This window comes from Lysinibacillus sp. GbtcB16, from assembly GCF_019091145.1.
Lineage (GTDB): Bacteria > Bacillota > Bacilli > Bacillales_A > Planococcaceae > Lysinibacillus > Lysinibacillus fusiformis.
In genome coordinates this window covers 1,629,270-1,644,485 of sequence record NZ_JAGXJV010000001.1, presented here as the reverse complement: position 1 = coordinate 1,644,485, position 15,216 = coordinate 1,629,270, and the positions used below count along the sequence as shown (strand labels likewise).

Here is a 15,216-nt window from a genome sequence, read left to right as displayed (position 1 = left end):
ATGAAATTTGAAATTCAACATACAAATATTTTTCAGTATGAGTCTGAAGTCGATCAAAGCTTAAATACGATTCGTTTAAAGCCACGGAGTGATGAGCGTCAACGCTTGTTATCCTATCGAATTGCAATTACTCCATCCTCTCTTACCCGTGAGCATACGGATATTTGGGGAAATACAGTAGGTTCATTTTATATTCCTGAGCAGCATCAAGTACTAGAAATTCATACATCGTCGATTGTCAGTATCCAGCGTGCGCCATTTATTCACCGCATTCAATATTCGCCCGAAATGCAGACTATTTTTCACTCACAACTATTTTATGAACATTATCTTCCCTATTTAAAAACAACTCATTTTACGTATATGACAGAACAACAGCTGGAGGAAGTTTTTCATGCAATTGGCCATGCTGAAAATCCTGTGCTCTTTTCGCTTAATTTAATGCAATACTTATACTCTAGCTTTGAATATGATCCTTCAGCAACAGATGTGGGTACAACAGCCAGTGAGGCGTTTGCCCTAAAACGTGGCGTATGCCAGGATTTCACTCATGTTATGCTAGGTGTATTGCGTTCTAAAGGAATTCCAGCACGTTATGTTAGTGGTTATTTATATGTCGATGAAAATTCAGCTCTCGTCGGCGATATTGCAACACATGCTTGGGTAGAAGTTATGATACCTGGTATTGGCTGGATTGGTCTTGATCCAACAAATAATGTGGAAGTATTAGAAAACCATATTATTTTGTGTATTGGTCGAGATTATAGTGATATAAGCCCTGTTGAAGGGGTTTATTCAGGAGGCAAGCATGATTTAACCGTAAAAGTAAGTGTAAAAGCATTGAATCACTTATAAGAAATAATGACCTGTGCAGGAATGGCGACATACGCGATTGCTGCACATTTTTTATTCAAAGCGCTGTTGTCTTTCTGTTAGTACCCATTTGCGAACATAGCCCATTTCTTGCTGAATATGTTCCAGTGTTTTCTCTTCCTGAAACGCCCTTTGCATAACGGTATAACGCAAATCGGTAGCTCTGACGTTTTTTCCAATATCTTTAGACATCGTTTGAAAAATACGTTCCACTGTCTTCGTCGTAATCGGCTTTGTCATGCTTGCCTCACTCACCCACACCCATTCCTCTACCTTTTTGTCATGCATGGATTCTGTTTCTTCCTTATAATGTTCTAGCATGTCCATAAGTAAGGGTGAACACTTTACCTCACGGCGTCCGTTCCGATTGGCAATAAAAAGAGTTGATTTTTCCCTTTGGAAATGCGACCACTTCATCCGTACAAGCTCTGCTGGCTTACAACCTGTTTCCATCAAAACTTGAACAATACAACCATTCCGTCTCGCCAGCCATGCATGCTCTGCTGTTTTTGCATATTGAAAATAAGTCGGCCAAACATTAGCCATTTGCCCGATTTGCTTATTTGTGAGTACTTGTAACGCCTCTTTTCGCCTTTTTCTCGGCTGTAAAATATGTTGATAATCAAAGGGCTCCATCCATTCTCGTAAGAAAATAAAGTCTACAAAGCCACGCATTGTTGCTATTTTATGATTAAATGTATTGATATTGCTATAGGTCTCCTTTATATCGTGACAATAAATTTGTAATAACTCTTGAAATTGGTGATCTACATACAAGTAATTTTTTTCATGGGCGAAGGATAAAAAATGCTGCCCATCCATATTGTACTGCTTCATCGTTGCTGCACTTTTCTTTAATGACTGCAACAGCAACATATATCTGTTCCACGCGTCCTTTAGTGTGATCATTCATTCCCTCCTTGTTGACTGAGCGGTAGTTATTTTCATTTTACTATATATTGGGTGCGTATGTTCTTATTTTTGATATAAGATTATAGTGTCGGATAATCTGTAATCAAGGCTCATACCCGCTCCCATCCTTCAAATGCTTCTTACATAATTAAGAAACAAATGTTCGTCTTTTAGTTTCTCATACCTTTTGCTTTCTTACAATAGTAAATTCCGTTCCTTGTTGTAGAACAATTGCTATTTATTCCACCTATTTTGTATAACAACGCAATTTTATATGAAAATTCGTATAATTTCGTGTTTATCGTTCCTTGTGCTATATAATAAAGGTATAAACAAATTAGGGGGCTCTTAACATGCAAGTAAAGACGACTCGACTGGAAGCAGAAGATGCAAAAATTATTTATCAAGAAACTGCTGGGCTAGCAATTATTACGATCCATCGACCACAGGCGAAAAATGCATTAACCGCAAATATGTGGGATCAATTAGCAAAAATTGCCCTACAAGTATTAGATAATCCTAAAAATAAAGTCCTTATTTTACGAGGCTCAGGACAAAATTTCACTGCTGGCTCTGACATTAAAGAATTTAATGCCATCTCTCTCGACAAGGCTGAGGAGGCGTTTATACATATGGAAAAGACCATTTCCACTATTGAGCGCTTGCCGATTCCTACGATTGGTGTGATTAATGGGCCTGCCATGGGGGCTGGGTTGGAATTAGCGCTAGCCTGCGACATCCGGATTGGCTCCGATAAAGCCAAACTCGGCATTCCTGTTGGTAAATTGGGGATCACTTTAAATAATAAATTTGCACAGCGCTTAGTACAGCTTGTCGGCCCTGCTACAACCAAGGATTTAGTATTTACAGGAAGAATGTTTAAAGCAGAGGAAGCTTACAAGCTTGGGATGCTCAATTATCTTGTAGCAGAGAAGGATTTAAATAAATACATGATCCGCATGGGTAAGCTTGTGGCGGGGATGTCTCCTGAATCCTTATTGGCAGTCAAGCAATCTGTCCAAGAATGCCTGGATAGTGTTCCAGCCTTATGGCATGGCTCCACGCCATTTGTCGGCAATGATTTTGCAGAGGGTTGCCGAGCATTTGTTGAAAAGCGCCAGCCACTGTTTACGCGTCAACCTAAATAAAAAACAGGTACTCTTCTCGCCCTATAGCGACGGGAGTACCTGTTTTTTATGACTTTTTCTTCTGTATTCCGGATTTTGCATGAACATGGATAGCATCCAATTCATAGCCAAAATGCGCATAAAACTCTGTCTGAACTGCTTGTTGTAAGTTATATAAACGTTCTGCCAAGGGATAATCGATCGGTAGCCTTACCTGTAGGGTCAATATAGCTTGGACTTGTTCACCTAGCACAAATTGGACTTGCTCCACCTTTTGCACAAAATCTTGTTGTTGACAGCAATACGTAAGTAGCTGGACATAAACATGATGACTAATCTCAATATACTCCCGTTGAAAATCAGGACGAACAATGGTTGTTTCCCCTATCTTTTCACGTTTTGTTGAAAAAATCTCCATTCCCTTTAGCACCAGTCGCTTAAAGAAGTTTTGCTCAACTTGTCGATAAGGGATCGGCATAACATGCTTCCCTTGCGTTTGACGAATAAAACGAGCTTTTTGAATGTCCTTAAAGGAACGAACATCTTCCACATCATAATAATGCTCGATAGCCCCTAGCTCCAGCTGCTTTGCAATACTGTTTGTCATTTTCGTTGACGTCCCAATAAGTAAAATAGATTCCACTCGGTGGGTCGCTAGCGCTTTCTTGACGGCCTCACGATGCTCTTGATCCGTAAAAATGGCACGCCTGACAGCGGTAATTGTATTTTTTTCAAATTTGGCAGAAACTCCTGCGACCCTCACGCCATTGACAATGAGTAATCCATCATCGATAATCGCCTGAACGCCAATTTTATGGGCAAATGATAGAGCACTAGTGCTTTTTCCTGTGCCACTTGGTCCACTTAACGAATATACCTTCAAAGCCCTCACCCCCTCTTATGCTAATGATAGTAGGTAGACCCATTGATTCGTACCTTGATTCTCATTGAAAAGCTATATAGTAAGTATAATACAACTTCTAGATTTACGGAATTTACAGTAGGTTTGGTTTCCCCAACATTAGGCAATCCATTTTCGCTAGCCTATGCACACATCCTCTACATTATATAAATATTTTCTTTTTTCAGAATATCTGCCCCTTTCTGTGCTTTAGTATGATAAAATGTGAACTACTATTCTGTTATACAACTACAAGGAGTGTACTAGTCTTGAAAATCGTACCATCTAAAAAAATGTCATTATTTACACCAGCAATTTTCGGAGATTTGAAAAATTTTGCGAGAGAGCAGCAAGCAAAGGGCATGACCCTGATTGACTTAAGCTTAGGAAGCCCGGACCTTCCCCCACACGCCAAAATTCGTGAACATCTATCTTATCGAGCAGGTTTAGCTGAATCGTATGGCTATACACTTACAGGCACACAGCGTTTTTATGAGGCAGTTAGTCGCTACTATAAGCGTCGTAGCCATGTTGATTTAGATCCCACTACTGAAATCATTCAAACGATTGGCTCTCAAGAAGGCTTAGTGCATCTTCCAATGGCCTTTTGTGATCCAGGAGACATCGTGCTATCGACAAACCCAGCTTACGTTGCGTATGACGCAGGTATTCACTTAGCTGGTGCAACACCCTATTACATGCCTCAAACAGCTGACAACAACTATCTTCCAGACTTAGATGCTGTACCAGAAGATATTGCCCAAAAAGCAAAGCTATTAATTTTAAACTTACCAGGAAACCCAGTACCTGCCATGCCATCCTTAGCATATTTTGAAAAAGTGATTGCCTTTGCTAAAAAATATAACATCATCGTTCTGCATGATGCAGCCTATTCTGAGTTTTATTTTACGGGGGATGGACCGATTAGCTTCCTTGCTACCCCAGGTGCGAAGGAAGTAGGGATGGAAATTAACTCCCTTTCCAAAAGCTTTAGTTTAGCAGGAACACGTATTGCCTATATCGCAGGAAATGCTGAAATGATCTCGATTATAAAGCAATTAAAATCGAATTTAGATTTCGGTATTTTTGAGCCTATTCAGGATGCAGCTGTCGTTGCCCTCGATCATGCTGAAGAAATTACGGCAAACTTACGTGCAACCTTCTCTAAGCGTCATCAAACACTGATGAATGGCTTACAGGCACTAGGTTGGGACGCAGCACCTTCCAACGGCGGTATGTTTGTTTGGGCTAAATACCCATATGATATGGACTGCACAGAACTTGCCTTTAAATTGATCGAGCAGGTTGGCATTGTGACGGTTCCAGGTACTGTATTTGGTACGGCAGGTCAAGGCTATTTGCGCTTAGCACTCGTACAGCCAGCGGAAATCCTTCAGGAAGCTGTTGATCGTTTAGCGCAAGTACAAGTACTACAAGAAAACTAACATAGAAAACCCTTCTAACAACATGCTAGAAGGGTTTTCTTAATTAAATCCAAACATCATTTTTAGCAGTAAGCGCTGATTTTTCCTCCCCCGTATTCACTACCCCAGCAGGCTCTACAAGCAAAATTTTACACTCGGCAGCAGCGTAAGGCTTGTGTTCAACTTGGCGTGGTACGACAAACATTTCCCCCTCCTTTAATCTCACTTCTCCATCACGGAATTCGATGACAAGCTCCCCTTCAATAACAATAAACACTTCATCTGTATCATCATGTTTATGCCAAACAAAATCTCCCCTTACTTTAACAAGCTTGAATTGATAGTCATTCATTTCAGCAATTACCTTTGGTGACCAGTGTTCTTGGAATTTCGCTAATTTTTCTTGAAAATTAATCGGTATGTATGTCATTCCCTTTCCCCTTCCTTCATCTCCTATTAAAAATACAGCTACTGTCAAGCGGCAGTAGCTGTATTTTCTTATACATCATATTTTTGGTGAACGTCGTCCTCGTAACGGTTATAGCGCTGTTTAAATAGCTTGAATAAATGAGTCACAAGCACTTTAAAGATGGCATATCCTGGAATGCCCAAAATGACACCAGGGACACCAAATAGCGAGCCTGCCGTTAATAATACAAAGATAATTGTAATCGGGTGAATACTGAGCGATTTCCCCATAATTTGTGGAGAAATGAATTTTCCCTCGATTAACTGCACGATTGTCCATACAATCGCTAGCTTAATCAGCATCAATGGTGATGTGACAAGAGCAATAATAACGGCTGGTGTGATGGCAATAACAGGACCTAAATAGGGCACCACACTTGTAATCATCGCAAGGAAGCCGAGCAATAAAGCATATTTCATTCCAATAATTAAGAAGCCAATCGTTACCATTGCACCAATACACATGGATACTAAAATTTGCCCTTGTATGTAAGAACTAATTTGCTTGTCCATATCATGGAAAATTTCAGTCACTTCTTTACGCATACGCGGTGGGCAAACTTTCAGCATAAATTTCGGTAACTTTTCGCCCTCTTTCAGTAAATAAAACAGAATGAATGGTACGGTTACAAGCGATAGAACAATGCCTGTTAACGTTGAGAGGAAGCCCGTAATACCGGATGCGACACCCTGTGCTATATTTGCAGCTGTATCCTTCACAGTTTTCACCATATCTGTAGTGAAGTTTTTAACCACTTCATTGTAGTCAAAATTAATTTTATCTAAATAATCGTTAAAACGTGAATGATTAAAGAATGCAACAAATTTTTCCGTAAACTTCATAAAATACTCTGGGAATTCCTGTACAAGGTTCGTGAATTGGTCACGTAAAAACGGATAAACCAACACAACAAGCAGTGTAATGACACCAATGACCGCAATGTAGAGTATTAAAATACCCCAAATTCTCGGGATACGCCATCTAACCAAGATCGCCAACAATGGACGTAATAAATAGTAGCCAATGACGGCTAGTACCCCTGGTAAAATGACTACTTCAAATAATACTTGAAGCGGGGTAAAGATAAAGGAAACTTGATTAAACATAAAAATAACACATGCAACTAATAATAAAATAACCAGCGTAAATAATAGGTTTCTACCACCTAAGAAACGAATAAACTTGGTTGCTAACAGGTTTGAACGTTCTTTTGGTCTTTCTTTTTCCATATATCCACCCCAATCAAAAAGCTCTACCTTTATATTACAGGATAATGTTGGATTTTGCTAAATATCACTCCAGTGAAATGCCTAAAAAATCACTTAAAAAGGCCTTATTTTGTTCCACATCTATCACGATTGAATCGCCGGCATGACTAAAGTTTTGGAATTGATAGCTACCTTCAATTGGAATCGTTGCTTTTTCAATGTTCACCTTGCCCTTAGATAACAGTTTCAGCACTTGTTGCATTTCTTCAGCAGAAGAATAATCGGTTGTAATATAGCCTTGTGCTGCCCCTACGAATTTTGGTAAATGCAATACATTCGCAGGTGTTAACAGTTCATTTTTTAAAGCCTCGATAACCTTTTGCTGACGTGCTACACGACCGAAATCACCTTCCGCATCATGACGGAATCGTGCATAGCCTAGTAACTCCTGGCCATTTAAGTGATGAACACCTTGCTTTAACTCTACCCCAATATTTTCAGACATATCCTTCTCAACGTCCATCTCAACACCATTAGGCGCTAAAATATCCACCAACGATTCAAAGTTTTTAAAATCGATAAGGGCATAATGGTGAATCGGTAATCCGAACATATTCGTCAGTGTATCCTTCAGCAGCTGTACGCCATCTAAGTAGTACGCTGTATTAAGTTTATAGGATTGATAGCCCGGTATTTCCGCATAAATATCACGCATAAAGGATACGAGCTTAATATCATTGTTTGATTTATTCCAAGATAATACCATCATCGTATCTGTTCGAGATTTCTCCTCGCCACGTGTATCGACACCGAGGATTAAGTAATTTTCGATATCACCTTTTAATGTATCGCCAGAAAAATCCTCTTGCTCAACTTGTGTTTGATTGGCAAGCTTTAGTCCACTTCGGTACTGCATGATAGAGTACCCTGCCACAATCATGACACAGAGTATTAATAATGTAAAAATTGCTCTCCCTTTACGAAGCTTTCGTTTTGTAGGGCGTTGCGAGCGTCTTGTATAATCTTGCTCTTCCATAATGACTAACTCCTCTATTTTTTTATAGTTAATGTAACGATTGATTAGCCGGAAAGTTTCATTTAGCTGATAGAGGAAGTCCCATCTTCATCTATCTTATTGTTATTTTACACCCAAATGCTCAGTTTTTTCGCCAAACAATGCTATAATATTTTCACAAAAGAAAGGATGATGTACATGATAGAAAAAGCTACATTTGCTGGCGGTTGTTTTTGGTGCATGGTTAAGCCATTCGTCGAGTGGGATGGTATACATAAAGTAACATCTGGATATATGGGCGGCCATTTAGAAAACCCAACATACGAGGATGTTAAGAAAGGGACTTCTGGCCATTTAGAAGTCGTCGAAATTGAATTCGATTCAGCCATTTTTAGCTATGAACAACTGCTAGACATTTATTGGATGCAAATCGATCCCACTGATGCTTTTGGGCAGTTTCATGACCGTGGAGAGTCCTATTCAACAGCCATCTTTACTTACACGGATGAACAAAAGCAAATCGCCGAGGCATCTAAAGAAAAGCTTGCCACTAGTGGACGCTTCGATAAACCTATTGTAACCAAAATTCGCGATGCTGAACGCTTCTATCCAGCGGAAGACTATCACCAAGATTACTATAAAAAAGAAGCTGATCACTATAAGCAAGACCGAGCTGTTTCGGGCCGTGATGAGTTTCTAACTAAGCATTGGGATCAATAAACAAACGGAGGTGCCTCAATTTTTCATTGAGACACCTCACTTTTTTTGTAAAAACACATACTTCATTTTAGATGGGTGTTTCTAAAAATGATTGTAGTGCCTCAAAGAAACGCTTGCCGTATTTATCAAATTTCACTTCACCGATGCCGCTAATGTGGCGTAAATCATCCAGTACTGAGGGCTTCTTGTCACATAAATCACGTAATGTTTTATCTGAGAATACTACAAATGGAGGAACTTTCTCTTCATCTGCAATTTCTTTTCGTAACACACGTAAATGTTCAAATAAAGGATGATTATCAACCAGTTTTTTAACCGTTACAGCTTCCTTCCGCATTACCTGTCGTTGCCCTAGTAGAACTTCTTTGCCATCGGCTGACACATAAATAGTCGGATACGTGCCGTGCTTAACTGCCAATAAGCCTTCTGCAATTAGAAATTCAATAAAGTTTGAGACATCTTTAGACGAATAATGCCCTTTCAAAATGCCATAGGTCGATAAACGTGCAAATCCAAATTCATTCATTTTTTGATTTTTGGAGCCGATAAGTACTTGAGCCACCATCGTCTTGCCAAATTTTTGGCCCATCCGTACAACACAAGCGAGTACCTTCTGTGCATCCTCCGTCACATTCATCACAGTACGGCCATCATTACAATTATTGCAGCGACCACAAGGCTCCTCTTGTACTTCACCAAAATACGCTAAAATTGCATTTTGTAGGCAGCCCTCTGTATGGCAATAATCGACCATTGTTTGGAGCTTCGCTAATTCCTGTGGTATTCGTGCTTCATCTTGTGATTGGTCAATGAGAAAACGTTGGGTTTGAACATCTCCGGAGGCATACAGTAGGATACAAGCACTTGGAAGTCCATCTCGACCAGCTCTTCCTGCTTCTTGATAATAGCTCTCCATGTTGCGAGGCATTTGATAGTGCAACACAAAGCGCACATTACTTTTATCGATCCCCATACCAAAGGCATTGGTAGCCACCATAAGGCGTGCCTCATCTTTTAAAAAACGCTCCTGCTCAGCCATCCGTAGATCCTCTGAAAGCCCAGCATGGTATTTGGCTACCGCTTCACCCGACCGACTTAGCATGTCATAAATTGCGTCTACCGCTTTTCGTGTAGCGGCGTAAATAATACCGACTTCCTGTTTATTTTTTTGCAAGTAATTTTTAATATAACGTTCTTTATTTTCACCAATTAACACCGAAAGGGCTAAATTATCACGTGTAAAGCCTGTCATCACGGTTGCATCTTCATCAATGGTTAATATTTTCCGAATATCCTCACAAACAGCAGGTGTCGCAGTCGCGGTAAGCGCTAAAACAGTTGGCTTATGCTGCCACAGTGTGAAAAGCTTTTGAATGGAGCGATAACTTGGTCGAAAATCATGACCCCATTGAGAAATACAATGTGCTTCATCCACCGCAATTAATGGCACGGATAAATAGGACAATGCTTGAAGGAAGGAAGCACTTTCAAGTCTTTCAGGTGCGATATACAGTAGTTTTAAATAACCAGCACTAGCTAGCTGCATCGTTTCATTCACTTCTTGTGCTGTTAATGTACTATTTATATAGGCAGCTGGAATATTGGCTGCTCGTAAAGCTTCCACCTGATCTTGCATTAAAGAAATAAGAGGCGATATGACGATTGTGAGCCCCTCAAGCATTAACGCTGGAATCTGATAACAAATAGACTTCCCTCCACCTGTTGGCATCACACAAAGGCTCGATTGTCCATGTAAAGTTTGTTCAATAATTTGGGCTTGTCCTTGCCGGAAGGCCTCATAGCCAAAATGATGCTGTAGCATTTGTCTTGCTTGCTCCATGCAAAGTTCACTCCTCAGTAGTAAGACGAAGTAGCTTGTACTCGCCCTGTTCATTTTTCATAATTTCATAAAGCATGATGGAATGGGCAAGTGCCTCCTGACCAGCTGCATTGGTCAATACATACTCCGTTTTAGCTCGTACCTGTAGATGCTGATCCATAATACGAATATCTTGAATGTCCGTATTCGAGAAATGAATCTTCGCCTGTTTGGAAGCATAGTAGGCAACCATACCTGCCAAAGTGTCTTGCAAATCTTCTGATCCTACAATCGGCTCCATAACACTTGCATCTTGAATAGTGACAGCGCCTTTTAAATGCTTATGGAATGTATCTAAAAAAAGATTGATTTCATCTATATTATACGCAAATATATTTTCACCATATTGGTCGATGGCTTGCTGTACGGCTTCTTGATCACCCTGTTCCATATAAGGATATAAATTTTTTGATTGGGATAGGCGTACACTCGCCTTCATGCCTTCCTTTAACCACTTCTGCATAAATGGTTGAATTTCCTTTATCGGCAATATGTATGGTTGTGCTTCACCTTGCTGCTGACGGTTAAAATAAAGACCGACAATTGCTCCGTTTTCCGCCTCCATCACAGGACTTCCCAAAGGTAGCTTTTCCTCTGTATCAATATAATAAGCAGCAATTTTATCTTCGTATTTTTGAATCGTATAAGGTAAGCCATTCACATAAACTGATAGCAGATCAAGCTCCCCCACATACATTTTAGGTACTTTTACATTCGCTTTATAGGTCACCTGCAAAAGTGCAACATTATGTGCCGTTGACATAAAATGAACATTCGCTGCCACTAGCTTATCCGGACCAATTTGCACAAGGGCAGTTGGCTTTGAGGCTACTAGCGCGCCATTAGTTAAAATATAAAGCTCATCATCCTTTTGCTGAATAATAATGCCTGCACCAATTCCATGCTCACCTATCACCTTGACCTCAGGCACTATCTTTTCTTCTTGCTTGGCCACTGTTTTTGTTGGCATCTCTGCTTTTTCTGCTTGAAACCAGCCTGCACCTATTTGACTGTCACAACTAGTCATTAGTATTGTAGCCGCTCCTAAAACGAGCATCTTTTTATACATACCTTCACCAAAACTTTCTTTTCAACTATCTCTCTTGTCTATCATAATCAAGGTCTTAGGATGTTTCAAGTTTACATAATATTATTATTTGAATTTAATTAGTAGTAAAATAGAGCAATCGCTTTAGTTCTATTTCATTCTACCTATTAAAATTAATGGGTTCTCTGATTTGCTGTGAAAATGGATGGATTTTAGGCCTTCAAAATATTTTTGACAAAAAAAAGACATGCGTTTTGAATGGCATGCCTTCTTGAATTAATTTTTTCGCAATAGCCCTGTTGTCGCGATTATTCCAAGCATTAATGCGAGGAAGATTACGTACGTCCATGTATGGTTACCTGTCATGTCATAGCAAACGCCAATCACAACAGGAATGATTGCACTTAGCATAAAGCCACCTGAAAATACCATCGATGACCAGCTGTTAGCTTCCTGATCATTTCTAGCTTCATCAAGTGGTAACAGCAGGCCGATCGGAAATAGCCCACTTAGAACAATGCCGATTATCCATACGGCCAGCCACAAATAAATACCTGAAAAAAGCCATAATAATGTAAAGCCTATCAGCCCTAAACAGCCCAATGCCACTACCCATGCTAATCGATTCGTCCATTTCTCCATAAGCATCGGCACAGCAATATTCCCTATCATTTGTACAATAGACATAAACGTCAGCATCATACTCGCTTCCTTCAGCGTCATTCCTTTGTCCTGTAAAAGAGGTGTAAGCCACGACATCATTGAGAAAAACAGGGAGGTTTGTAAGCCAAAATACAATAAAATTGACCAAGCACGTCCAGTTACCCAAGGATTACGCGCCGGTTCGTTTTTAGCAAATTCTTCACCATCTCTCCCTTGTTCTTTCGGGATTGCCCAGCTCCATAGAATAAGGGCGACCATAGCCAGTAAGGCCCACAAGCCCAGTGCAACTGTCCACTGATTATCAAAATACTGATAAAAGCTCACTGTCAATGCTGCACTTAAAGTAGCACCAACGCCGATGCCAAATGAATAGATACCAATAACAATCGTAAAGCGCTGAGGGAATTTTTTCTTAATAAATGCATTTAATATAGGCCCAATCATCGCAATAGCCAAGCCTGCCGCAAAACTAGTGACAACTAATAAAAGATAGCTTTCTTGGAAAAAGCGTAGCCCATTTGCAAAGATGAGTATAACCATTAACAGCACGATTGCTAATTTTGTTCCAAGCTTACGCTGAAATGGTACAGCAATCGGAGCAAATAAACCCATGCAAAAAACAGGGATAGAGGTGAGAAAGCTCATACTCGTATTGGAAACCTGTAAGTTTGTCATGAGGACATTAAAGAGTGGCCCAATCCCCGTTACTGCGGGTCTCATATTAAGTGCTACAAAGAATATACTTATTACGACTAAAATTAGTGAAACGGTCCATTGTTTTTTATCCATTTGATTTAATCCTCTCTGCTGCCAGTCAATGGAAGAGTTTTCTTCTATTATTCTATCCTTTTACCATGTATTCTATAAATGGTCAATGCTTTGAATATGCGACCGTTCACTACATATTTTCTGGCGACTCAATGCCCAATAACGCTAATGACTCTTTTAACACTATCGCCACACAATGACAAAGCGCTAGACGAGAATCTTGCTGGGCATCATCAACTAATATTTTTTGATGGGCATAATATTTATTTAATAAACGTGCTAGTTGTAAAGCATATTTTGCGATAATGGATGGGTCTGCCTGATTAAAAGCGGTGTCCACCACCTTCGGAAATTGTTCCAATAATAAAATGATTGGCCAAGCCTGCTGCCCTAATGGAGCAAATGTCTTCATGTGAGAGGGTACATCGCCTTTTGCCAAGATAGAGCAAATACGAGCATAGGTATACTGTACATAAGGCCCTGTTTCCCCTTCAAAATTCATCATTTGCTCGATGGAGAATTCAATATCGTTTAAACGATGATATTTTAGGTCATTAAAGATAACCGCTCCAACTCCTACTTGCTGCGCTACTCGCTCTTTCTGCTGTAAATGAGGGTTTTTGTCTTCTATATTGCGCTTAGCTGTGGCAATCGCCTCGGCTAGCACATCCGCTAATAACACCACTTTACCTTTACGTGTGGACATTTTCTTACCATCTTTTAGCATCATCCCAAACGGTACATGCTGCAAATCTTCTGCCCACTTATACCCCATTTTTTCGATCACCTGAAATAATTGTTTAAAATGGAGCGTTTGTTCATTGCCAACTACGTAGAAAATTTTGTTCGGTTGATACTGTTGTTGTCGGTAAAAGGCAGCCGCTAAATCACGAGTTGCATAAAGCGTGGCGCCATCTGTTTTTGTTATTAAACAAGGAGGCATTCCCTCCATCTCTACTACAAAGGCACCCTCTGATTCCATTAGGAGTCCTTTGCTTTGTAGCTCTGTCACAACCTCTGTCATTTTATCATTGTAAAAGGCTTCTCCTGTATATTCATCAAAATCGATACCTAGCAGCTGATAAATAGCCTGAAATTCATCTAACGATACATCGCGGAACCATTGCCACAATGCTAACGCCTCTGAATCACCATCCTCTAATGCTTTAAATGCGGCGCGAGCCATTTCATTTAATGTAGGATCTTGTTCGGCCATCGTATGAAATTTAACATAGATCTTTAATAATTCCTCAATAGGAGATGCTGTAATGGCTTCCTTATCACCCCAATTTTGATAGGCAACGATAAGCTTGCCAAACTGGGTGCCCCAGTCCCCTAAATGATTAATACGAATAGCCTGGTAACCATTTTTCACTGCAATATTTGCCAAGGCATTGCCAATGACGGTTGAACGTAAATGCCCCATAGAGAACGGTTTAGCAATATTGGGCGAAGAAAAGTCGAGGACGACACTCCCCATTTCGGTTTTATTCGTACCAAAATTTTGTTGTTCCTGCATAATAAGGCCCAACACTTGTTGCGTTACTTTTGCTTGATTTAAAAAGATGTTGACATAGCCACCAACAGATTGCACCTGATGGATCATCTCATTTTGCAATTGGTTCGCTATTTCCTCTGCAATTTGTTGAGGTGGCTTCTTCCATATTTTAGCCAAGGTGAAGCATGGAAATGCCACATCGCCAACTTCTAAACTTTTTGGTTTTTCTAGCAATTGTTCCACGTCTTGAGCTGTTAGCTGATGCTTTAAAATTTCAGCAATACTGTTTGCAATTTGTTTATTCATGTATATTCTCCTCCATTTTCAATAAAAAAAGCCCCCGCCTCTATAATTAGAGACGAGAGCATTGTAATCCCGTGGTACCACTCTAGTTGCCATTCATCATGACCACTTTCCATTGTTAACGAGGTGACGCCCCGCTATTCTCTACTAGTAGTTCGAGAATCTTCTCCAAAGTGCGCTTCATTCATGGTTTCTGTATTAGGCTCACACCATCCCTAACTCGCTTTCCAGTTGTCCCATCAATTACTCTCTTTATCATCGAATTTTTCTATGATTTTGACATATTTTACAGGAGTCTTTTCTAGACGTCAACATTTTTTGTATTAAATAATCATTGTCATCACTTCAGGGAATCTAGAATATCTTGCCTGGGCAGCAGCAACGTTGGCACTGATTGCATCCGCATTC

At 40.0% G+C, this 15,216-nt stretch carries 13 protein-coding genes and 1 other annotated feature; of the genes, 4 read left to right on the top strand and 9 right to left on the bottom strand.

The features are described 5' to 3' along the window. Positions 1–855 carry a transglutaminase family protein gene (locus KVT27_RS08275; RefSeq protein WP_008177642.1) on the top strand — a complete coding sequence of 285 codons (855 nt, stop codon included), beginning with the start codon at positions 1–3 and terminating at the stop codon, positions 853–855. A 51-nt stretch (positions 856–906) separates the two neighbouring features. On the opposite strand, the gene KVT27_RS08270 is transcribed toward KVT27_RS08275, so the two are convergent. Next, positions 907–1,782, bottom strand: a complete 876-nt coding sequence (locus KVT27_RS08270) for a tyrosine-type recombinase/integrase (RefSeq protein ID WP_217581112.1) — start codon at positions 1,780–1,782, stop codon at positions 907–909. A 356-nt stretch (positions 1,783–2,138) separates the two neighbouring features. Between KVT27_RS08270 and KVT27_RS08265 the strand changes: the two genes are divergently transcribed. Then, a complete protein-coding gene (locus tag KVT27_RS08265) occupies positions 2,139–2,933 on the top strand; it encodes an enoyl-CoA hydratase/isomerase family protein (RefSeq protein ID WP_036148306.1) in 795 nt (264 codons plus the stop codon). A gap of 46 nt (positions 2,934–2,979) precedes the next feature. Here the strand turns inward: KVT27_RS08265 and KVT27_RS08260 are convergent, their stop codons facing one another. Continuing rightward, a complete protein-coding gene (locus KVT27_RS08260) occupies positions 2,980–3,795 on the bottom strand; it encodes an ATP-binding protein (protein WP_036125807.1) in 816 nt (271 codons plus the stop codon). 287 nt (positions 3,796–4,082) lie between these two features. Here KVT27_RS08260 and KVT27_RS08255 point away from each other — a divergent pair, with 287 nt between their 5' ends. Beyond that, positions 4,083–5,258, top strand: a complete 1,176-nt coding sequence (locus tag KVT27_RS08255) for an aminotransferase class I/II-fold pyridoxal phosphate-dependent enzyme (protein WP_217581111.1) — start codon at positions 4,083–4,085, stop codon at positions 5,256–5,258. A 43-nt stretch (positions 5,259–5,301) separates the two neighbouring features. On the opposite strand, the gene KVT27_RS08250 is transcribed toward KVT27_RS08255, so the two are convergent. The 3 genes from KVT27_RS08250 to KVT27_RS08240 all read right to left on the bottom strand — a co-directional run bounded on the left by KVT27_RS08250 (position 5,302) and on the right by KVT27_RS08240 (position 7,950). Continuing rightward, positions 5,302–5,667, bottom strand: a complete 366-nt coding sequence (locus KVT27_RS08250) for a cupin domain-containing protein (protein ID WP_217581110.1) — start codon at positions 5,665–5,667, stop codon at positions 5,302–5,304. Positions 5,668–5,735: 68 nt separating this feature from the next. Next, entirely contained in the window at positions 5,736–6,935 is a 1,200-nt protein-coding gene (locus KVT27_RS08245) for an AI-2E family transporter (protein ID WP_008177648.1), read from the bottom strand. A 64-nt stretch (positions 6,936–6,999) separates the two neighbouring features. Then, the gene (locus tag KVT27_RS08240) at positions 7,000–7,950 is read right to left on the bottom strand and encodes an LCP family protein (RefSeq protein ID WP_036125800.1); all 951 of its coding nucleotides are present in this window, start codon (positions 7,948–7,950) and stop codon (positions 7,000–7,002) included. Positions 7,951–8,127: 177 nt separating this feature from the next. Between KVT27_RS08240 and msrA the strand changes: the two genes are divergently transcribed. Continuing rightward, complete coding sequence (msrA, locus tag KVT27_RS08235) at positions 8,128–8,649, top strand: peptide-methionine (S)-S-oxide reductase MsrA (protein WP_081937095.1); 522 nt, start codon at positions 8,128–8,130, stop codon at positions 8,647–8,649. 67 nt (positions 8,650–8,716) lie between these two features. Here the strand turns inward: msrA and recQ are convergent, their stop codons facing one another. From recQ to argS, 4 genes are all read right to left on the bottom strand, one after another. Continuing rightward, positions 8,717–10,489: a DNA helicase RecQ gene (gene recQ / locus KVT27_RS08230; protein ID WP_217581109.1), complete on the bottom strand. Its 1,773-nt coding sequence runs from the start codon at positions 10,487–10,489 to the stop codon at positions 8,717–8,719. 7 nt (positions 10,490–10,496) lie between these two features. Further along, entirely contained in the window at positions 10,497–11,597 is a 1,101-nt protein-coding gene (locus KVT27_RS08225; protein ID WP_217581108.1) for a hypothetical protein, read from the bottom strand. Positions 11,598–11,852: 255 nt separating this feature from the next. Further along, complete coding sequence (locus KVT27_RS08220) at positions 11,853–13,028, bottom strand: MFS transporter (RefSeq protein ID WP_036125795.1); 1,176 nt, start codon at positions 13,026–13,028, stop codon at positions 11,853–11,855. 109 nt (positions 13,029–13,137) lie between these two features. Further along, positions 13,138–14,811 carry an arginine--tRNA ligase gene (argS, locus tag KVT27_RS08215; RefSeq protein WP_217581107.1) on the bottom strand — a complete coding sequence of 558 codons (1,674 nt, stop codon included), beginning with the start codon at positions 14,809–14,811 and terminating at the stop codon, positions 13,138–13,140. A gap of 45 nt (positions 14,812–14,856) precedes the next feature. Continuing rightward, positions 14,857–15,076: a binding site (T-box leader), on the bottom strand. Positions 15,077–15,216: the final 140 nt, after the last annotated feature.